Origin of the sequence: Nocardioides baekrokdamisoli (genome assembly GCF_003945325.1) — a bacterium.
GTDB lineage: Bacteria > Actinomycetota > Actinomycetes > Propionibacteriales > Nocardioidaceae > Nocardioides > Nocardioides baekrokdamisoli.
The window spans coordinates 554,187-574,180 of the sequence record NZ_AP019307.1 but is presented as its reverse complement, the minus strand read 5'-3'; the positions used below and the strand labels follow the sequence as shown (position 1 = coordinate 574,180).

Annotated in this window: 19 protein-coding genes and 1 tRNA gene; 9 read left to right on the top strand and 11 right to left on the bottom strand. The window is 67.2% G+C overall.

The features are described 5' to 3' along the window. Positions 1-5: 5 nt before the first annotated feature. Entirely contained in the window at positions 6-836 is an 831-nt protein-coding gene (locus KCTC_RS02680; RefSeq protein ID WP_125566515.1) for an SDR family NAD(P)-dependent oxidoreductase, read from the top strand. Positions 837-856: 20 nt separating this feature from the next. On the opposite strand, the gene KCTC_RS02675 is transcribed toward KCTC_RS02680, so the two are convergent. Beyond that, a tRNA-Leu gene (locus tag KCTC_RS02675) sits at positions 857-929 on the bottom strand. 92 nt (positions 930-1,021) lie between these two features. Here KCTC_RS02675 and KCTC_RS02670 point away from each other — a divergent pair. After that, a complete protein-coding gene (locus KCTC_RS02670) occupies positions 1,022-1,609 on the top strand; it encodes an ANTAR domain-containing response regulator (protein WP_269461439.1) in 588 nt (195 codons plus the stop codon). 67 nt (positions 1,610-1,676) lie between these two features. Beyond that, positions 1,677-2,249 carry a GNAT family N-acetyltransferase gene (locus KCTC_RS02665; protein ID WP_231998807.1) on the top strand — a complete coding sequence of 191 codons (573 nt, stop codon included), beginning with the start codon at positions 1,677-1,679 and terminating at the stop codon, positions 2,247-2,249. 12 nt (positions 2,250-2,261) lie between these two features. On the opposite strand, the gene KCTC_RS02660 is transcribed toward KCTC_RS02665, so the two are convergent. Then, entirely contained in the window at positions 2,262-2,705 is a 444-nt protein-coding gene (locus tag KCTC_RS02660) for a hotdog fold thioesterase (RefSeq protein ID WP_125566513.1), read from the bottom strand. 255 nt (positions 2,706-2,960) lie between these two features. Here KCTC_RS02660 and polA point away from each other — a divergent pair, with 255 nt between their 5' ends. After that, entirely contained in the window at positions 2,961-5,636 is a 2,676-nt protein-coding gene (gene polA / locus KCTC_RS02655) for a DNA polymerase I (protein ID WP_125566511.1), read from the top strand. 84 nt (positions 5,637-5,720) lie between these two features. Here the strand turns inward: polA and KCTC_RS02650 are convergent, their stop codons facing one another. Both KCTC_RS02650 and KCTC_RS02645 read right to left on the bottom strand, forming a co-directional pair. Further along, positions 5,721-6,977, bottom strand: coding sequence for a lipopolysaccharide biosynthesis protein (locus KCTC_RS02650; protein ID WP_125566509.1), 1,257 nt, complete (start codon positions 6,975-6,977; stop codon positions 5,721-5,723). Next, positions 6,974-7,816 (bottom strand): class I SAM-dependent methyltransferase, encoded by an 843-nt coding sequence (locus KCTC_RS02645; protein WP_231998806.1) that lies wholly within the window; start codon positions 7,814-7,816, stop codon positions 6,974-6,976. The genes KCTC_RS02650 and KCTC_RS02645 overlap by 4 nt, the downstream gene beginning before the upstream one ends. A gap of 150 nt (positions 7,817-7,966) precedes the next feature. Between KCTC_RS02645 and rpsA the strand changes: the two genes are divergently transcribed. Together rpsA and coaE are read left to right on the top strand one after the other, a co-directional pair. Continuing rightward, a complete protein-coding gene (gene rpsA, locus KCTC_RS02640; protein ID WP_125566507.1) occupies positions 7,967-9,427 on the top strand; it encodes a 30S ribosomal protein S1 in 1,461 nt (486 codons plus the stop codon). A 195-nt stretch (positions 9,428-9,622) separates the two neighbouring features. Beyond that, a complete protein-coding gene (coaE, locus tag KCTC_RS02635) occupies positions 9,623-10,216 on the top strand; it encodes a dephospho-CoA kinase (protein ID WP_125566505.1) in 594 nt (197 codons plus the stop codon). On the opposite strand, the gene KCTC_RS02630 is transcribed toward coaE, so the two are convergent. After that, a complete protein-coding gene (locus tag KCTC_RS02630) occupies positions 10,213-11,151 on the bottom strand; it encodes a sigma-70 family RNA polymerase sigma factor (RefSeq protein WP_408636100.1) in 939 nt (312 codons plus the stop codon). The two genes, coaE and KCTC_RS02630, sit on opposite strands and share 4 nt — an antisense overlap. Before the next feature lie 139 nt (positions 11,152-11,290). Continuing rightward, positions 11,291-12,592 carry a DNA polymerase IV gene (locus tag KCTC_RS02625; protein WP_125566501.1) on the bottom strand — a complete coding sequence of 434 codons (1,302 nt, stop codon included), beginning with the start codon at positions 12,590-12,592 and terminating at the stop codon, positions 11,291-11,293. A 122-nt stretch (positions 12,593-12,714) separates the two neighbouring features. Between KCTC_RS02625 and KCTC_RS02620 the strand changes: the two genes are divergently transcribed. Continuing rightward, entirely contained in the window at positions 12,715-13,614 is a 900-nt protein-coding gene (locus tag KCTC_RS02620) for a DUF4192 domain-containing protein (RefSeq protein ID WP_125566499.1), read from the top strand. Here KCTC_RS02620 and KCTC_RS02615 read toward each other — a convergent pair. Next, positions 13,598-13,933, bottom strand: coding sequence for a hypothetical protein (locus KCTC_RS02615; RefSeq protein WP_125566497.1), 336 nt, complete (start codon positions 13,931-13,933; stop codon positions 13,598-13,600). The two genes, KCTC_RS02620 and KCTC_RS02615, sit on opposite strands and share 17 nt — an antisense overlap. A 241-nt stretch (positions 13,934-14,174) precedes the next feature. Between KCTC_RS02615 and KCTC_RS02610 the strand changes: the two genes are divergently transcribed. Together KCTC_RS02610 and KCTC_RS02605 are read left to right on the top strand one after the other, a co-directional pair. Then, positions 14,175-14,741, top strand: a complete 567-nt coding sequence (locus KCTC_RS02610) for an HhH-GPD-type base excision DNA repair protein (protein WP_231998805.1) — start codon at positions 14,175-14,177, stop codon at positions 14,739-14,741. Positions 14,742-14,873: 132 nt separating this feature from the next. Beyond that, on the top strand, positions 14,874-16,079 hold the full coding sequence (locus tag KCTC_RS02605) for an RNA polymerase sigma factor (protein ID WP_231998804.1): 1,206 nt from the start codon (positions 14,874-14,876) through the stop codon (positions 16,077-16,079). 63 nt (positions 16,080-16,142) lie between these two features. Here KCTC_RS02605 and KCTC_RS02600 read toward each other — a convergent pair whose 3' ends face one another. Genes KCTC_RS02600 through KCTC_RS14980 form a run of 4 tightly spaced genes read right to left on the bottom strand, consistent with a single transcriptional unit; the run spans position 16,143 to position 19,824 of the window. Further along, positions 16,143-17,480, bottom strand: a complete 1,338-nt coding sequence (locus tag KCTC_RS02600; protein WP_197715233.1) for an amidase — start codon at positions 17,478-17,480, stop codon at positions 16,143-16,145. Between the two features lie 21 nt (positions 17,481-17,501). Further along, complete coding sequence (locus tag KCTC_RS02595; RefSeq protein ID WP_125566492.1) at positions 17,502-18,731, bottom strand: YibE/F family protein; 1,230 nt, start codon at positions 18,729-18,731, stop codon at positions 17,502-17,504. A 29-nt stretch (positions 18,732-18,760) separates the two neighbouring features. After that, entirely contained in the window at positions 18,761-19,573 is an 813-nt protein-coding gene (locus tag KCTC_RS02590) for a DMT family transporter (protein WP_231998880.1), read from the bottom strand. Positions 19,574-19,599: 26 nt separating this feature from the next. After that, positions 19,600-19,824, bottom strand: coding sequence for a DUF7455 domain-containing protein (locus KCTC_RS14980; RefSeq protein WP_125566488.1), 225 nt, complete (start codon positions 19,822-19,824; stop codon positions 19,600-19,602). Between the last annotated feature and the right edge of the window lie 170 nt (positions 19,825-19,994).

Sequence of the window (19,994 nt, the reverse complement as noted above, 5' to 3'; positions counted from 1 at the left end):
CGGTCATGGCCGAGAAGGGCAGATTCTTCCCGCGGGTCCTGCAGCAGACCCCGGTCTACACGCGGCTTGCTGAGCGACGCCGGTACGAGGTGGCCGGCACGCGGATCGTGATCACCGGAGCTTCCTCGGGGATCGGAGCGGCCAGCGCAGCGCGCTTGGCTCGGGCCGGTGCTGAGGTCGTCCTGGTCGCCCGTCGTGAGGACGAGTTGGCTCAGGTCGTGCAGGAGATCCGGGCCGCGGGCGGTGCCGCGTCCTACGAGGTGGCAGACCTCGCCGACGAGGCCGCGATCGACGAACTGATCGCCCGTCTCGTCGAGAGCGGCGGCGTGGACGTACTGATCAACAACGCCGGACACTCGATCCGGCGCCCCGTGGTGAAGTCCCGGATGAGTGACTACGAGCGCCAGATCTCGCTCAACTACCTGGCACCGGTCCGGCTCACGCTCGGACTCGTGCCATCGATGTTGGAGCGCGGTGGTGGTCACATCGTCAACGTCTCCACCTGGGCGGTGATGCTCCCGGGTGCGCCCCTGTTCGCCGGCTACGTCGCGTCGAAGAGTGCCCTCACGGCATTCGGTGACTCCGTGCACGCCGAACTCGCGGTCAAGGGGGTCACCGTCACCACGGTCTTCCCGCCGCTGGTGCGTACCCCGATGATCACGCCCACGGCCGCCTTCGACGGCGCTCCGTCGCTCAGCGCCGAAGAGGTCGCCGAGTGGGTGTTGCGTGCGGTGGCTCACCGGCCGCGCGAGATCGCCCCACGGGTGTCACACATCTTCCGGGCGGTCGATGCCACGCTGCCGGCGATGGCACGCCGGGCGGTCAGTCGCCGCTGATCGCGGACGTCAGGCCTTTGTAGCCCGGGTCGGATTCGAACCGACACTGGATGTGGTTTGAGCACATTGCCTCTGCCGTTGGGCTACCGGGCCGCGAGGGAAGAACCTACCTCAGCCGACCCTCCTGTTCCGACTCGGGGGCGCACCCTTCGGCGATCCTCGGACGGTGTCGCTAGCCTGACCGGGTGACTCAGCGCCGAACCGTCGTCATCGCCGAGGATGAGGTCCTCATCCGGATGGACCTCAAGGAGATGCTCACCGAAGAGGGGTACGACGTCATCGGAGAGGCCGGCGACGGTCAGCGAGCCGTCGAACTCGTCACCGAGTTGCGACCCGATCTGGTGATGATGGACGTACGCATGCCGGTCCTCGACGGGATCGCCGCGGCCGAGGTGATCGCCCAGCAGCGGATCGCTCCTGTGGTCATGCTCACCGCCTTCTCCCAGCGCGAGTTGGTGGAGCGGGCGCGGGACGCCGGCGCGATGGCGTACCTGGTCAAGCCCTTCACGGCCAGTGATCTGGTGCCGGCGATCGAGGTCGCGGTGAGCAGGTTCCAGGAGGTCGTCCAGCTCGAGGCCGAGGTCGGCACTCTCCAGGAGCGGCTGGACACTCGGATCGCGGTTGATCGCGCCAAGGGCGTACTCCAGGAGCGGCTGAGCCTCAGCGAGTCCGAAGCGTTCCGCTGGATCCAGAAGACCGCGATGGATCTCAGACTGTCGATGCGCCAGGTCGCTGACGGCGTCGTCGAGCATGGTCCGGAGATTGCCGGTTGAGCGACCTCTGGTGTCACATTCGTCACAGGACTACCCTCGGTCTGTTCGCTGACAACGGGGGTGGAAGTTGAGCCAAGGACAGGTGTGGCTGCGCCAGGCGCAGGCCGATGATGCCGCCTTCCTCGCAAGCAGTTGGCGTACGCATCTCCGCGAGGCCGAATCCGTCGGTGAGGCAGACATTCTCGCGATCATCGAGGCGGCGCAGGCGTCCGCCGACGAGCAGCTGCTGATCGCCGAGTACGACGGCGAGCGAGCGGGCGCGGCCTTGCTGCGCGTCACGACGGTCTCACCCCTCAACCTCGAGCCGATCCTGTCGGTGGTGGCTCCGTTCGTCGTGGCGACCCAGCGGCGCAAGGGCGTCGGACGGGCGTTGCTCAACGCAGCGACGACGTTCGCCGACGAACGTGGGATCGCCACGATGGCGACCGTCGCCAGCGCGAGTTCTCGCGAGGCGAACCGGTACTTCTCGCGCCTCGGCCTCGGCCCGCACGCGTTGGTACGCACCGCGCCGGTCGCGTTGGTCGCCAGTCGTCTGGCAGCCGCTGCCGGTCAGCGGATGCCTCGTCCGCGACAGGGCGCGAAGCTGGCCGACGTGATGGCGGCCCGTCGCGCCGTCAGGCGTACGCCGGCTGCGCGCTGAGGGCGCGAGGACTCACGCGAAGCGGTCGGCGGGGACGATCGCGCAGGTGATCCGTGAGGTGCACACGCGCTTGCCCTCGTCGTTGGTGATCACGATCTCGTACGCGGCCGACGTACGACCACGGTGGATCGCCGTGGCCACGGCGTGCACGTAACCGCTGGTTGCGGCTCGATGATGGGTCGCGTTGATGTCGACGCCGACCGCAACGCCGCCGTTCGCCATCGCATGGATGGCCGACCCGACGGAGCCGAGGGTCTCAGCCAGGGCGATCGAGGCGCCGCCGTGGAGCAGGCCCATCGGCTGCTCGTTGCCGGCCACCGGCATCCGACCCTCGACTCGTTCCGCCGAGATGTAGAGGAGTTCGACGCCGAGCTTCTCGTTCATCCCGCCCATGCCGTACGGCATGTGCTTCAGGAACTCCTCGACCGGGATGCTGGTGTCGTTCGTGTCGCTCATGGACCCATCTTTGCAAATAGTTGCAAACCTGTCGTCCGGGATCACCGAGATGTGTGTCACGGCCTGTCGGTCCTCCCCATGAGTGGCTCGGTGAGGCGGCGCCTGGCCGTTTCGACCGCCCGGGCACGCGTCAGACTTCGTTGTCGTCGGTCGCGATGCCACCGGCATCGCTCCACTCCTCCGCCTCGTCTGTCACGCACCCGAACGGCCGAAGCCGATCCAGGGACCGCCTCACCGAGCCACTAGGCTCGCCCTGTGGGTGCCCAGACGCGCGGTCGGTTGTTGCTTCTCGACGGGCATTCGCTCGCATATCGAGCCTTTTTTGCGCTCCCGGTGGAGAACTTCTCGACCGTTACCGGCCAGAACACCAACGCCGTCTACGGCTTCACCTCGATGCTCACGAATGTCGTCCGCGACGAGCGCCCGACTCATGTGGCCGTCGCGTTCGACCTCTCGCGACAGACCTTCCGGCTGGAGGAGTACGCGGAGTACAAGGCCAAGCGCAACAAGACGCCCGATGAGTTCAAGAGCCAGTTGCCGCTGATCCAGCAGGTCCTCGACCGATTCGGCATTCGCCATCTGAGCCTCGCCGGGTACGAGGCGGATGACATCATCGCAACGCTGGTCACCCAGGGCCTGGACCAGGACATGGAGGTCTTGATCCTGACCGGTGATCGTGACTCGTTGCAGTTGGTCACCGAACACTCGACCGTCCTGTACCCGACGCGCGGCGTCTCCGAGCTTGCCCGGATGACGCCAGCCGTCGTCGAGGAGAAGTACGGCGTCCCGCCGCACCGCTACCCGGAGCTGGCGGCGCTCGTGGGCGAGGACAGCGACAACCTCCCGGGTGTCCCCGGCGTCGGACCCAAGACAGCCGCCAAATGGATCGCGACCTTCGATGGCCTGGAGAACCTGATCACCCAGGTCGACCAGGTTCCCGGCAAGGCGGGGGAGTCGCTGCGGGCGCACATCGATGACGTGCTGCGCAACCGCCGACTCAATGCCCTGGTCCGCGACCTCTCGCTCGACCTCGCGATCGACGACCTCGGCCGCGCCGAGTGGGACCGCGGTGCCACGGTGGAACTGCTCGACGAGCTCGAGTTCCGCGGCGAACTCCGGACCAGGATCTTCGACGTGTTCGGCGGGGGCGAGGAGCCTGTGACCGTCGAGAGCGGCTTCGAGCTCAACCCGATCAGTGTCGACGAAGGCGGTCTCGGCACCTTCCTGCAGGGGCTTGAGGGCCCAGTCGGTCTGTACGTCCGCGGTGTGTGGGGCTCAGGCACAGGCCGTGTCGACGGGATCGCCTTCGCGACACCCGGGCTTGCTGCGTACGTCGATGTCACGACGCTGAACCCGGTCGACGACGAGGCGCTTGCGCAGTGGTTGGCCGGCCCGGCCCCGAAGCAGATGCATGACGCCAAGGGCCCGCTACTGGCGCTGTGGGCGCACGGGTGGACTATCCAGGGTCTGGTGCTCGACACCGCACTCGCGGCCTACCTGGCCCAGCCCGACCAGCGCTCGTACGAACTCGCTGATCTCACCGTCCGTTACCTGCGCCGTGAACTCGCCGGCGATGTCGCCGAGGAGCAGGCGAGCCTCTTCGGTGGCGAGGACGACGACCAGCACTCGACCAACGCCATGCTGCATGCGCGCGCGGTGGTCGACCTCGCCGAAGCTCTGAGTACCGAGGTCGAGCGGGCCGGTGGTCATCAACTCCTGACCGAGATCGAGCAGCCGCTGGTGTCGGTGCTCGGCGGCATGGAACGGATCGGAATCGCGGTCGACACCGACTACCTCGAGGACCTCGAGCGTACGTTCGCGGACGAGGTGCGCCGCGCTGCCGAGGATGCGTACGAGGTCATCGGCAAGGAGATCAACCTCGGCTCACCCAAGCAGTTGCAGGTCGTCCTCTTCGACGAGCTCGGCATGCCCAAGACCAAGCGCACCAAGACCGGCTACACCACCGATGCCGACGCGCTGCAGGATCTCTACAAGAAGACCGAGCACCCCTTCCTCCTGCACCTGCTGCGGCACCGGGACGTGTCCCGCCTGCGGGTGACGATCGAGGGTCTGCTCAAGACCGTCCAGCCCGACGGACGGATCCACACGACCTTCAACCAGACGATCGCCGCCACGGGTCGGCTCTCGAGCACCGACCCGAACCTGCAGAACATCCCGGTACGCACCGAGGAGGGGCGCCGGATCCGCGCCGGCTTCGTCGTCGGCGCCGGCTATGAGTCGCTGATGACCGCGGACTACAGCCAGATCGAGATGCGGATCATGGCGCACCTGTCCCAGGACGTGCTGCTGCTCGATGCGTTCAAATCGGGGATGGACTTCCACTCAATCACCGCCTCACGCGTCTTCGGCGTGCCTGCGGACGAGGTGTCGCCCGAGCAGCGGGCCAAGATCAAGGCGATGAACTACGGGCTTGCGTACGGCCTCTCCGCCTTCGGCCTCTCGCAGCAACTCGGCATCACGCCGGGCGAGGCGTCGGTGCTGATGGATGAGTACTTCGAGACCTTCGGCGGCATCCGGTCCTACCTCGGCGGCGTCGTCGACGAGGCCAGGAGTACGGGCTTCACCGAGACGATCATGGGACGTCGGCGCTATCTGCCCGACCTGACCAGCGACAACCGCCAGCGCCGCGAGATGGCCGAGCGGATGGCGCTCAACGCACCGATCCAGGGCTCCGCCGCCGACCTGATCAAGGTTGCGATGCTTCGGACCGACGCCGCCCTCAAGGACGCCGGGCTGGCGTCACGGTTGCTACTCCAGGTGCACGACGAACTCGTCTTCGAGGTCGCGCCGGGGGAGCGTGATCGTCTCGAGGAGGTCGTACGCGCCGGCATGGGCGGAGCCGCCGATCTCGATGTCGCACTGGACGTCAGCGTGGGCACAGGCCGTAGCTGGCACGACGCCGCCCACTGACCGCCGAGAGGTGAAGTAATCCGCCCCGAGAGGTGACGAAATCCGCTCTGAAACGTGAGGATTTCCGAAGGCCTCCTTCGGCCTTCAGGCGTGAGCGGGCTCCGAGGCAGGTGCGTGCCGGGTCTCCCACAGGCTGTGGGAAAGCAGCAGCGCCATCAGAATGCTGTCGATGATCGTCACCACCGTGACCAGCCCGGTCAGGCTCGACTGGCGCAGCCCGAAGACGACCACGGCGCCGAAGGCGAGCCAGATCAGCACGGACGACATCCGGTGCTGCCGCGCGAGCACCGAATAGACGAGCAACTGGAGCACCGACAGTGCTGTGCCGAGCACCGCGAAACGCCACAAGTCGTGCTGCACGCCCTGGTAGTCGTGCCCGCCGACGAAGACCAGCGCCAGGCCCGACAGGATCCAGGATCCGGCGATGCCGACGACTCCGAGGATGCCGACCACCGAGAGGCTCAGGAGCAGCGCCTTGCGTCGCGATTCGCTCTTCGACATCGACGGGAAGACCAGCACGATCACTGACTGGGGGAGGAACAGCACCACCTTCGTGACGATCAGCCCGGCGGCGTACAGGCCGGCCTGGATGCTGTTGTGCGGCAGGATGTGGCGGGCGATGAGGATGTCCACGTTGGACAGGGCGACGAAGCCGAGCATCGCGAACGAGCCGTGCAGCATCTCCGAGACGGCACCGCGTACGTCTGGATGCGGTTCGTGCACGTGCGGTTCGCGCAGGACCCACCAGCCCACGATCGCCGGCGAGAACTGTGCGATGAGGACCGCGAGCATCGCGCTGGTCTCGGTCGGGTGCACCAGCATGAACAGCGGGCCGATCACCACACGGGGGACACCGTTGGCGAGATACAACAACGCCAGGTCGCGCCAGCGACGTTCGCCCTGGAGGATGCCGGCCTGGCCGCCCCACAGGGTGATCGGATAGGCCGCCACTCCCACGATCAGGGCCGTCCAGATGCTCGGAAGTCGGAGTCCGTGCTGGATCACCGGGCTGAGTGCGATCATCAAGACCGTGAGGGCGATCGCGGCGCGGTTCGTCACCACCTTCATCGTCCGCTCGATCGAGCGGACGTCGCCCGGCGCTGCGGCGACCCGGCGTGCGGCCGTCGCCTGCACGCCCAGTTGGACGACGGCGATCACCAGTTGCAGAGCAAGCATTGCGCCGACGGCGCTGTAGGTCGCTGGTCCGAGGATGGTCGCGGCGAGGATCTGGAACCCGAAGGTCGCCACGTTCATCACCAGGATGCCGGCTGCCAACAGCCCGGATCCACGTACGTCCACTTCCGGACTCGGTGGCTCCTCGGTCAGCTGCTCAACAGTCACGAGATAGCAGAGTAGTCCGCCCCGAAGACGGCGGTGCCGGGAGTCAGCCGACCGCGTGTCGAGGACCAACCGCCCCACACTCGCTCGTGTCCCTCGGGCCATTCGGGTTCGGCGAGGTCGGTGAGCACGAATCGGTGTCGGGCCAGCAGGCTGACCCAGTCGCCGAGCGTGCGGTGGTGTTCGGCGTACGTGACCTCGCCGGAGTCCTCGGAGACCTCGACGTACGGTGTGCGGTCCCAGTAACTCTGCGTGGCTGTCAGGCCGCGCTCGTCCGGTTCGTCGGGGAACATCCACCGGGTCGGGTGGGTGATCGAGAAGGCGAGGCGGCCGCCGGTGCGCAACACCCGCGCGCATTCGCGTACGCCGGCCTCTGCGTCGGCCAGGAACTGAAACGCCCCGAACGAGCAGAACACCACGTCGAACGAGTCATCGGCGAAGGGGAGTTCGGTCGCGGTGGCACGGACCGAGGGCACGGTGATCGCAGCGACCTCGTCGAGGCGGCGGGAATGCTGCAGTTGGCGGTGCGAGAGATCCAGTCCGTACGCGTGCCCGCCCTGCTGCCGGATCCAGCGACTGCACTGGCCGGCTCCGGACCCGAGTTCCAGCACGCGCTTGCCGTCGAGGGGTCCGAGGATTCCCAGAGACGCCTCCGTGGTCCCCTCGGGACCCCAGACGAAGCCGGCATCACCGAGGAAAGCACCATGGGTGGCCTGGTACTCGTCGGCGTACCGGTCCCACTCACCGGCGTTGGCTCGCCGACTCTGGGTCTCGTCGATCGCTCGCCGTTCGGCACGTACGCCTGGCTCCAGGGCCAGATAGGGTTCAGTGGATTCGACCACGGGGCCAATCTAGGCCCGATGGCGAGATCGTCCTCGTTTGGACTGGACCGCCTGCCCGCGCGTACTCTGGCGGGTGCGTGTGGAATCCCACGCGCGCGCTTCTCAAGCGTTCAGTCCGATATCTGTCCACCCAAAGGTTCTCCCTTACATATGACCACCATCTCCCTGGCTCCCGATTACGACGCTCCGCAGGTTGCAGTCAACGACATCGGTTCCGAGCAGGACTTCCTCGATGCGATCGACGCCACCATCAAGTACTTCAACGATGGTGACCTCGTCGAGGGCATCATCGTCAAGGTCGACCGTGACGAGGTTCTCCTCGACATCGGTTACAAGACCGAGGGCGTCATCCCGTCCCGCGAGCTCTCGATCAAGCACGACGTCGACCCCAACGAGGTCGTCACCGTCGGTGACATCGTCGAGGCTCTCGTTCTCCAGAAGGAGGACAAGGAGGGTCGCCTCATCCTGTCCAAGAAGCGCGCTCAGTACGAGCGGGCCTGGGGCACGATCGAGAAGCTCAAGGAAGAGGATGGTGTCGTCGAGGGCACCGTCATCGAGGTCGTCAAGGGCGGCCTCATCGTGGACATCGGCCTCCGTGGCTTCCTCCCCGCCTCGCTGGTGGAGATGCGTCGCGTCCGCGACCTGCAGCCGTACGTGGGCATGACCCTCGAGGCGAAGATCATCGAGCTCGACAAGAACCGCAACAACGTGGTCCTGTCGCGTCGCGCGTGGCTTGAGCAGACCCAGTCCGAGGTCCGCCACAGCTTCCTCAACCAGCTCCAGAAGGGCCAGATCCGCAAGGGTGTCGTGTCCTCGATCGTCAACTTCGGTGCGTTCGTGGACCTCGGCGGCGTCGACGGTCTCGTCCACGTGTCGGAGCTGTCCTGGAAGCACATCGACCACCCGTCCGAGGTCGTCACCGTCGGCGACGAGGTCACCGTCGAGGTTCTCGACGTGGACTTCGACCGCGAGCGTGTCTCGCTGTCGCTGAAGTCGACGCAGGAAGACCCGTGGCAGCACTTCGCCCGGACGCACCAGCTCGGCCAGATCGTGCCCGGCAAGGTCACCAAGCTCGTTCCGTTCGGTGCGTTCGTACGCGTCGAGGAGGGCATCGAGGGCCTGGTGCACATCTCGGAGCTGGCCGAGCGCCACGTCGAGATCCCGGAGCAGGTTGTCCAGGTCAACGACGACGTGATGGTCAAGATCATCGACGTCGACCTCGAGCGTCGCCGCATCTCGCTGTCGCTCAAGCAGGCCAACGACACGGCCACCGCCGGTGACGTCGAGGAGTTCGACCCGACCCTCTACGGCATGGCTGCCACGTACGACGACCAGGGCAACTACATCTACCCGGAGGGCTTCGACCCGGAGACCGGCGAGTGGATGGCCGGCTTCGAGACGCAGCGCACCGCGTGGGAGCAGCAGTACGCCGAGGCGCACGCTCGCTGGGAGGCGCACGTCAAGCAGCAGGCCGAGGCCAAGGCTGCCGAGGCGGCTGCCGCCGAGGCGACCTCGTACTCGTCGGCCGGTTCCGACGAGCAGCAGGGCGGCTCGCTCGCTTCGGACGAGGCGCTGCAGGCGCTGCGCGAGAAGCTCACGGGCGCCAACTGACGCTCGGCTTCTGCTGAACTGATTCGCTCAGAGGCGGTCACCCTTTCGGGGTGGCCGCCTTTGGCGTTCCTGTACGCGGGGGTGGACCGATGTTTCGGATGTGCCGTCCGAGCGGGCGGCAGGTGCCCCACGTGCAACATCGGTCCACCCTGGCGTCCGGCCCGACTGTCCGGCCTACTCCCATAGGGTGGCGCCATGCGTGTGGGACTCACCGGCGGGATCGCCTCAGGCAAGAGCACGGTCTCGGCGATGCTTCGTGAACTGGGCGCGATCGTCATCGATGCCGACCAACTGGCTCGCGACGTCGTCGCCAAAGGGACACCAGGACTCGCACAGGTCGTCGATGTCTTCGGTCCCGGCGTCCTGACCGAGGCGGGTGAGATGGATCGCCCGGCCGTCGGCGCGATCGTGTTCGCGGACGAGAGCAAACGGCGTGCGCTCGAGGCGATCATCCACCCGCTGGTCGGTGCGCGGAGCGCGGAGTTGGCCCGAGAGGCTGGGCCCGGTGCTGTCGTGGTCCACGACATCCCGTTGCTCGTCGAGACCGGTCAGGCCGAGTTGTTCGACGCGGTGATCGTGGTGGATGTGCCGGAGGACGTCCAGGTCGAGCGGATGCTTCGTGACCGTGGCTGGGCCGAGGACGATTCGCGGGCGCGGATCGCGGCCCAGGCCACTCGTGATGCCCGCCGGGCTGCGGCGACGTACGTCATCGAGAACACCGGAACGCGCGAAGACCTCCGCCTTCGGGTGGCGGAGGTCTTCGGCGACGTGCTGCAGCGGGGGAGTTAGGCAGCCAGGTCGGGGTCGGCGATCCGACGCAGCTTCGCGATCGCCTCGCGTTCGAGCTGGCGTACGCGCTCGGCGCTGATGCCGTGCTTGGCGGCGATGTCGGCCAGCTTGTGCTGGCGTCCGTCGGCCAGGCCGTATCGCGCCCGGACGATGTCGGCCGCCCGCGCATCGAGTTGGTCGATGAGGTCCAGGAGTCGGCGCTGCGCCTCGACATCGATGACTTCGTCGTCCGGACCGTTCTCCTCGGTCTGGGCCATCAGATCACCGAGGGAGGTGTCGCCGTCCTCGTCGACAGGTGTGTCCAGGCTGACGTGATCGCGTCCCCAGGCCATCAGGTCCAGTACGCGCTCCAGCGACAGGTCGAGTTCGGCGGCGATCTCCGCCGGGTCGGGGTCACGACCCAGCTGGCGTTCGAGCGTACGCCGGGCGCCACCGATCTGGTTGAGCTCCTCGACCACGTGCACCGGGAGACGTACGACGCGGGCCTGCTGGGCGATGCCGCGGGTGATGGCCTGACGGACCCACCAGGTCGCGTACGTCGAGAACTTGTAGCCCTTGGTGTAGTCGAACTTCTCGACCGCGCGGATCAGGCCCGTGTTGCCTTCCTGGATCAGGTCGAGCATCGGCATCGAGGACCGGCCGTACTTGCGTGCGATCGAGACGACCAGACGCAGGTTCGCGTTGGTGAAGCGCTCGATGGCTTCCTGCCCGTCCTTCGCGAGCCATTCGAGCTCAGCGAGAGAGGCGTTGATGGGGTTCTTGCGGCCGGTCCTGTTGGCCGCGAGCCACTGACCGGCGAGCATGCCTGCCTCGATCCGCTGCGCCAGCTGAACCTCGTCAGCGGCGGTGAGCAGCTCGGTGCGAGCAATCTCGTCAAGGTATAGACCGACGCTGTCGCGGCCTTCGATCTCACGCGTACGAACCCTGGCAACCATCGCCAAACCTCCTCAGCCCGCAGGCTTGACCCTGCATCGTGTTCAACGGTTGAGGTGGGACTCCGATTCCCGCCTCTTACCCGTGTTGACGCACGAGCCGGCCCAGAAGTTTCCCGAAAGCGCCGTTGACAGCGGATTCTTATGAAGAAGACTCATCGGGGCGGCTCAGGGCCGCGTCCTCGGCCTTGAATGAGTGCACCGGACCAGGGCCGGTCAGGGCTGTTTCGAAGCGCACCGTCACCACGCCCCGCCCGCTTCCCCAGACCCAGCCGGGCCCGTACTCGCTGTGGATGACGTCCTGTCCGGGATGCCATCCGCTGCTGCGACGGACGAACGCGGTGGTGTCGACTTCCGGCTCGTCCTCCGGTTCGGAGCCGAACAGGTCCTCCTGGACCCAGTCGGCCAGGCCGGAGACGCCGACACCGAGGAGGCGTACGCCGCCGTCTGTGTCGACCTCCTCCAGCAGCGCCTGCGCGAGCCGGGTGATCACGCCGACGGCGTCGGTGGGTTCGGGCAGGGTGGCTGACCGGGAGACCGTGGTGAAGTCGTACTGACGCACCTTGATCGAGATCGTGCGTCCGCTGAGGCCGTGCTTCTGCAGGCGTCGAGCGACCTCGCCGGCCTGTCGGGACAGCAACTGCCGCAGCAGGGTCCGGTCGGCGATGTCTGTGTCGTACGTACCCTCGACGCTCACCGACTTGGCTTCCCTGCTCGCATGCACCCGACGGTCGTCCTCTGCCCGCGCAAGGCGGTACAGGCCCTGTCCCTGCGAGGCACCGAGGACGCTGACCAACTCGTCCTCCGACATCAGTTCGAGGTCGGCGACGGTGTGGATGCCGACGCGGCTGAGTCGCTGACGCGTCGCGGGGCCGATCCCGGGAATGACGCCCACTGGAAGTGGTCGGAGCAGCTCCTGCTCGGTCCCGGGTTCGATCACCATCAGCCCGTCGGGTTTGCGCATGTCGCTGGCGATCTTGGCCAGGAACTTGCTGCTCGCGAGTCCGACGCTCGCGGTGAGGCCGCCGGTGGCCTCACGCACGGCGGCGCGTACGTCCTCGGCGACGGCAGTCACGGTCGGAACGTTCAGATCCGGCAGGTTCGCATCGGCGAGGTCGACGAAGGCTTCGTCGAGGCTCAGGGGTTCGTAGGTCTCGCTCACCTCAGCGAGGACCTTCATGACGGCGCGGCTGGCTTCCTGGTACGCCCGGAACCGCGGGACCAGGAAGGCGGCGTGTGGGCAGCGAGCACGGGCCTCGCGGATGCTCATCGCCGAGCGGACCCCGAAGACCCGAGCCTCGTAGCTGGCGGTCGAGACGACGCCGCGATTGCCGGTCCCGCCGACGATCACGGCCTTGCCGCGCAGGGACGGCTTGTCACGCTGCTCGACGCTGGCGTAGAACGCGTCGAGGTCCAGATGCATCACCGACGCCTCTGACCTCATGTCCGCAACCTATCGGCCTCCACCGACCACTTCTTCTCCACAGGGGACGCCGTACGGCCGGTTGCCCACAGGCGGTTTGCGCATCTCCGGCGTGCGTCGGTGCTCGCTCCGAGGCTCAGCCCATGAACACCACTTTCGTCGCCCGTCATCCCGTCGACCTCGCCGCTGTCGTCCCGATCGTCCTGGGGTTCCAGCCGGAGGAGTCGTTGGTGATGTTGACCTTCGGCGGACCGCGGCCCTTTCACGCGCGGATGGATCTGCCGCCGACCCGACATCTCCCCGAGGCGATCGAGACCCTGCTCGCCCCTGCAGTCAGACTTCGTGTGGACTCGATCGCGCTCATCGTCTACTCCTCGCGACCGCGGGTCGCTGGCGCTGCGCTCCGGTGCGCCGACAGCGCCTTCGGCTCGCACGGCATTGAGGTGCTGGAGGCGTTCCGGGTCCATGACGGCAGGTTGTGGCCGTTCGAGCAGCGACCTGACATTCCGCGTTCGGGCCTGGCGTTCGACGCGTTCGAGCACCCGTTCCGCGCCGAGGCGGTCCTGGAGGGCTTCGTCACCCGCGGCTCGCGGGACGAGGTGGCGGACAGCCTGAGTCGGGATCCGGACGCGGCAGCCCTCGTCGGCTCGCTGTTGCAGGTCGTCGAACCCATGGCGCCGTCGGAGGTCTCGATCGTCCTGGAGGAGATGCTCGATCTCGAGATGGAGCCCGAGGGCTGGGCGAGTTTCCTCCTCAGCGTCCCGACGCCAGCTGCGGGTGAGCTGGTCTGGCGGCAGTTGCACGGCAGGCATCCACGCGAGACGGTCGAGTTCTGGTCGGCCGTCGTACGCCGGTGCCCCGATGAGGCGGTCGCTGCACCGGCCGCTTTCCTGGCGTACGCGGCGTGGCTCTGCGGTCAGGGCGCGATTGCCTGGTGTGCGCTCGACCGGTGTTTCGAGGCCGAGCCGGAGCATCGCCTGGGCCGGTTGCTGGCGACGGCGCTGAGCAAGGCAGTTCCGCCGCCGGTCATCGGTGCGGCGTGAGGGCAGTTGCCGGGTCGCTCGGGGCGGTACGGACACGGACCCAGGTTCGTTGGAGTCCGCTGCGCGGGTCATGCCAGCCGCGTCGGGTGATCACCACGTACGACAACGGCTGATCGGCTTCGGCAAAGGCGTGCATGGTCGGTGCGAGGACCGTCAGGTCGAGGTCGTCCACCGTCGCCGGGCCGCTGCGGGTGAGCCAGACCCACGGGACGCACGTGGGGGTGGACACCCCGCCTGCCTCGGCCCGCCGGACCATCGCGTGCACGAGGTCCACGCGGGTACCGAAGTCGGCTGGTGCCTCAGCGATCGGAGTGCTCACTCTTGGGCCTCCCGGGGTTCCCACGTGCAGTTGGGCAGGGAACAGCCGACGGCGCTCGCTCCGGGCGTGTTCGAACACCTCGGCGCGAAGCATTGATCGGACCGCGAGGGGGAGTGGAGCGACCAGACCGAGGTCGAGGAGGGGTTCGGATTGGCTGGCGGCGACAGGCATGGCGTCAGCATCGCGGGGAATCGGCGGATCGTCATCTGGCTATCCACAGGCAATGCGAGAGGATGGGGAGGTGGCGTACTCGATGACCGGCCTGGACGAGGCCGACAAGGTTCTCAACGACTATCCGTTCGCGGTGATCCTGGGCATGCAGCTGGACCAGCAGTACTGGATGGAGCACGCCTTCCGCGGCGGTCACAAGCTGCTGGGACGCCTGGGCCACCTCGACACCGCGAAGATCGCCGCGATGGATCCCGAGGAGTTCAAGGCGATCGCGTCCCAGACCCCGGCGATCCACCGGTTCCCCGCATCGATGGCCGCCAAGGCGCAGGCGCTGGCGCAGATCATCGAGACCACGTACGACGGCGACGTGACCCGGCTCTGGAACGAAGCTGCCACCGGGAAAGAACTCCTCAAGCGGCTGCAGGCGCTGCCTGGATTCGGTGCGCAGAAGGCCAGGATCTTCGTTGCTCTGCTGGCCAAGCAAGCCGGCGTACGACCCGACGGATGGGAGGCCGTCGCGGGGGACTACGCGCTCGACGGCTACCGATCCGTGGCCGACGTCGTCGACGCCGACTCGCTTGCGAAGGTGCGCGAACACAAGCAGGAAATGAAGGCCGCAGCCAAGGCTGCCAAGTAGTCGCAGCGCAGCGCCTGAGACGGCGGGTGCCGATGCATTGGCGGTTGCGCCGACGTGGCACACTGGTCCAAGCGGCTCTTGACGTCACCGGGCTTGGCCGCGCCCCAAATGAGATTTTCGTAAGAGGTGTTTGTGCCCACTAGCGCTGCCAAGACCGCCGCGAAGAAGCCCGCTGCGAAGAAGGTCGCGGCCGCGCCGGCTGCCGCCGTGCAGACCGACGAGGTCATCACCGAAGTGACCCTCGAGGTCGCTCCGGCCCAGTTCGACGCCAACGGGAAGAAGATCCTCCCGGACATTCCTGACGCACAGTTCGAGCAGGACGTGGCGGCCGACCCCTCCATCAAGGAGGACGAGAAGGAGTCGGAGTCGTTCGTCATCTCGACGGCCGATGACGCCGACGAGCCGATCCAGCAGGTCATGGTCGCCGGTGCCACCGCTGACCCGGTCAAGGACTACCTCAAGCAGATCGGCAAGGTCTCGCTCCTCAACGCCGAGATGGAGGTCGAGCTCGCCAAGCGCATCGAGGCCGGCCTCTTCTCCGACGAGAAGCTGGCCAAGGGCGGTCGCATCGCGGCGAAGACGCTCGAGGAGCTCGAGTGGATCGCCGAGGACGGTCGCCGCGCGAAGAACCACCTTCTCGAGGCGAACCTCCGTCTCGTCGTCTCTCTCGCCAAGCGCTACACCGGCCGCGGCATGCTCTTCCTGGACCTGATCCAGGAAGGCAACCTCGGTCTGATCCGCGCGGTCGAGAAGTTCGACTACACCAAGGGATACAAGTTCTCCACGTACGCCACCTGGTGGATCCGTCAGGCCATCACCCGTGCCATGGCCGACCAGGCTCGTACGATCCGCATCCCGGTCCACATGGTCGAGGTCATCAACAAGCTGGCGCGCGTCCAGCGTCAGATGCTGCAGGACCTCGGTCGTGAGCCCACGCCCGAAGAGTTGGCCAAGGAACTCGACATGACCCCTGAAAAGGTCATCGAGGTCCAGAAGTACGGCCGTGAGCCGATCTCGCTGCACACCCCGCTGGGTGAGGACGGCGACTCCGAGTTCGGCGACCTGATCGAGGATTCCGAGGCCATCGTGCCGGCGGACGCCGTCTCGTTTACGCTCCTCCAGGAGCAGCTGCACGCGGTCCTCGACACGCTCTCGGAGCGCGAGGCCGGCGTGGTGAGCATGCGCTTCGGTCTCACCGACGGTCAGCCGAAGACCCTCGACGAGATCGGCAAGGTCTACGGCGTGACGCGTGAACGCATCCGCCAGATCGAGTCCAAGACGATGTCGAAGCTGCGCCACCCGAGCCGCAGCCAGGTCCTGCGCGACTACCTCGACTGAGCAGCAACGACGAAGGGCCCCGACCACGCCGGTCGGGGCCCTTCGTCGTTGCTGCTTGCTCTATCAAGCGTTGGCCGTACGCACCCAGGGCTGGCGTTCCTCGATCTGCGCGGCCAGACCGAGCAGCATCGGCTCCGAGCCGGGTCGTCCGACCAGCTGGACACCGATCGGGCGACCGCCGGCGTCGAGCCCTGCCGGCACGGTCATCGCCGGCCATCCGATCATGTTCCACGGTGCCGCGAACGGTGCGTACCGGGCGTTGGCCCACAACGTCGCCGCCCACGAGGTCTGGTGCCACGCACGGGACTTGATCGGCGGTTGGGCCAACGTCGGGGTGATCAGCACGTCGACGTCCCCGAAGAATTCGGTCGCCCGAGCTCGCCAGGCGTTGCGGCCGCCAGCGTGTGGAAATCCGCGCTTGCGCAGTGCGCGACCGATCCCGACGTGCACCCGGTTCCGTCGTTCGAGCGCATCGGGATCAGCAAGGAGATCGGCATCGTCCGCGGCACCCGTGGTCCACAGTTGCAGCGCCGTCGTGGTCATCAAGGACGCTGGGTAGCGGGGAGCACGGTCGACGACATGGTGGTCGCCGACGAGCAGGGCTGCGGTGGTCCGGACGCCCTCCTGCCAAGCAGCGGCAACGGGTGTCCCAGCGGCCGGGGGCTTGATCGAGGTCGCGATCCGCAGGCGCCCTGGATCGCTGATCGTCGCGTAGGTGGGATCGTCAGCGAGGACGGAGAACATCAACGCAGCGTCAGCGACTGTGGTGGCCAGCGGTCCGTTCTCCGCCATCTGGTTCCAACTCGTCGGTCCGAGGCCCGAGGGGACGACACCGAGCCCGGGCTTCAAGCCCACCAGACCGCAGCAGGCAGCCGGGATCCGGATCGATCCCATGCCGTCGTTGCCGTGCCCGATCGGTACGTCGCCCGATGCCACAGCAGCAGCGGTCCCACCCGATGAGCCACCCGGCGTACGGTCCAACGCCCATGGGTTGTGGGTGATGCCGAACGTCGAGTCCGTCGCGCCCCAGATGCACAGCTCGGGCACCCGGGTGAGACCGACAACGACCGCTCCAGCAGCCCGGAGGCGGCGTACGACCTCGTGATCGGCCGCCTGGGGCGCAGGGTCGGACGCCTCGGTACCGTCCCGCATCGGTTCGCCCTTGACCGGGATGTTGTCCTTGATCGCGATGGGTACGCCTGCCAGCGGCAGGGCCACTCGATCGATCCGGGCGTCAACGCCATCCGCCTCCGCCAGCGCCCGCTCGCGACGGATCACCTGCCAGGCGTTGACCCGCGGTTGCGAGCGCTCCATCCGTTCCAGTGCGGACTCAGCCTCGGCTCGGGCCGAGGAGGTTCCGGCGCGTACGGATGAGGCAATCTCGACAGCGGTCTTCGTCACCTCGCCGACGATAGTCCCGGATCAGGCCACGGTGTCGTGGGAGGGCGCTGGCCCGGCGATCGCGGCGGCGATCGCAGTGGTGACCGGGACGGCCAGGACCAGTCCGATCGCGGCGGCGAGCGTACGCACGATCTCCTCCGCGATGGCCTCCGTCGAGACGAGGTCTCCGATCGGCTGGCTGTAGATCTGAAGCAGCGTGAGGGTGACCAGGGACGCGCTCCCATACGCGAACACCAGCGTGTAGATGGTGGAGGCGATGTGATCGCGTCCGATCCGCATCGCACTGGTGAAGATGCGCATCCGGGACAGGTTCGGTCCGGCCTCGCGGAGTTCCCACACAGCCGAGGCCTGGGTCACGGTCACGTCATTGAGTACGCCGAGGCCGGCCAGGACCATGCCGCAGGTCAGGACATCGGCCAGGTTCAGACTCGGGACAAAGGACGACAGGAGTTGGGCCGTCTCATCGGGCATGCCGGTCAGTTGGCCACCGTGGATCGCCCAGACACTCGCGATCGCCGAGATCGCGATCCCCACGAAAGTTCCCAGCAGAGCGACACTGGTCCGCAAGCTGACTCCGTGAGTGCTGTAGAGCACCACGAGCATGATGGCCGAGGCGCCCACCAGAGCGACCCACAGCCCCGATTCGCCCTGCAGCAGTGCCGGCAGCATCCATTTCAGGATGACCGCCGCGCCGATGAACAGGCCTACCAGCGCCATGGCTCCACGCCACCAGGCGACCGCGATCACGATGATGGCGAAGGCGATCGCCAAGAAGAGCAAGGGGACGTGTCGGTCGACGTTGAGGAATGCGTACGACGGGGGCACCCCGCCGCCGCCCGGCTGCCTCATGAGGAGCACCCGCTGACCGGGCTTGAGCCCGGCTCGCAGAACCTCAGGCGGCGTGCCATTGATGGTGACCGGCGCGGTCAAGCCATCGGGGAGGACGGTGATGTTGCCGCAGTTCGCGGACGGGACGGGCGCCATGGTGGTCCCACCGGTGCCGTTGGGCACTGCGGTCAGCGGGCAGACCGACTGGACCGACTTCACCGTGCCGTGTGGGAAGGTCACGCCCGGTGCTCCGATCGCAGCCGCATGCGACACCTTCGGCGCCTTGGCCGAGTCGGGCCACAGCACGATCCCGCCGATGACGGTCGCGAGACCGATCGCGATCAACAGTCCCAGGGTGACAAAGCGGGCGGTCCGTCCGACCTCGATCGTGCCGGCAGCGTGGTGATGCGTGTGTGCGCCCATGACCGGCAACGTAGCAGCGGATGCCGGGATCAGCCTGAGACGATCAGCCCGATCGAGGCGGCGCAGAGGACGAACCCTGCGACCTGGATGCTGCTCACCCGTTCGCGCAGGACGATCAGGGCGAGGAGCACGGTCACTGCCGGATACAGCGCGCTGAGGACGGCGGCTTCGCTCAGGTATCCGCGATGACTGGACTGCTGGAACAGGTAGAACGCGGCGCCGCCGAGCAGGCCGGTGATCGCGGCGCCTGACAGCTCACGGCGCAGGAGCCGCAGCCTGCTTCGGTCGGCTCCGATCAGTGTCACAGCCACCAGGGCGGCCGCACCGAGTTGTGTCATGGACAGCCCACCGAGACCTGCGGCATGCGGCAGTCGGGCGATCGCGAGGAACCCGAGTCCGAATCCGACTCCTGCGATGACACCGTCGAGCCAACCGCTCGGGCCGTTGGCGTCGCGTACGTGGGCCACCAGAAGGATCGCCGGGACGGCCGCGACGAGGCCGACAACCGCCCACAGGCCGGGCCGCTCGCCATCGATGAATCCGGCGACCACCGGCAGTGCCGCGGCACCGATCCCGGAGAGAGGTGCGACCACGGACATCCGACCGCTGCTCAGCCCGCGATAGAGGAAGACGACGCCGATGGCATCACCGACCGCTGCTGTGGCCGACCAGGCCCAGGCTGCACCGTTGATGGTGACCCCGTGAGCGAGCGCTCCCGCTCCGGCCACGAGTCCGCCGAACAGCAGACCTGCGACTGCGATGATGCGCGGATTCGTACGCGACGACAGCACGCCGCCGAGAAAGTCAGAGGCTCCGTATGCGGCCGCCGACGCAAGCGCCAGCGTGATCGCCAGGAGGTGCTGGGACGTCAGGGCGTCAGCTTGTGGGTTTCGTCCACGAAGCTGATCGCGATCTCCTTGAGCTTGTCGCCGTGCTCGCGAGCGTGGTGAGCGCAGAAGAAGAGCTCGAGGCCCGCCGAGACCTCGACGCGCAGGTACGCCTGGGCGCCACAACGGTCACAACGGTCCTGGGCGCTGAGCGCGGGGATGTCGTTGAGGTCGGACGGGGTGCGAAGGTCTGCTGCGGTGCTCATCTTGGCCTCATTCCTGATCATGCTGCGCTTGGACAACGTAGACCTGAGGGAGAAGATTCCCACGAGCCTGTGGTGCTCGCCACACGTTTCGCAAGTAGCAGTCTCATTCTCTGCACTTCGCCATCTGCCAGTTCCTGCGACTGTATGACGCTCGACGGTGCGTGGCGCTC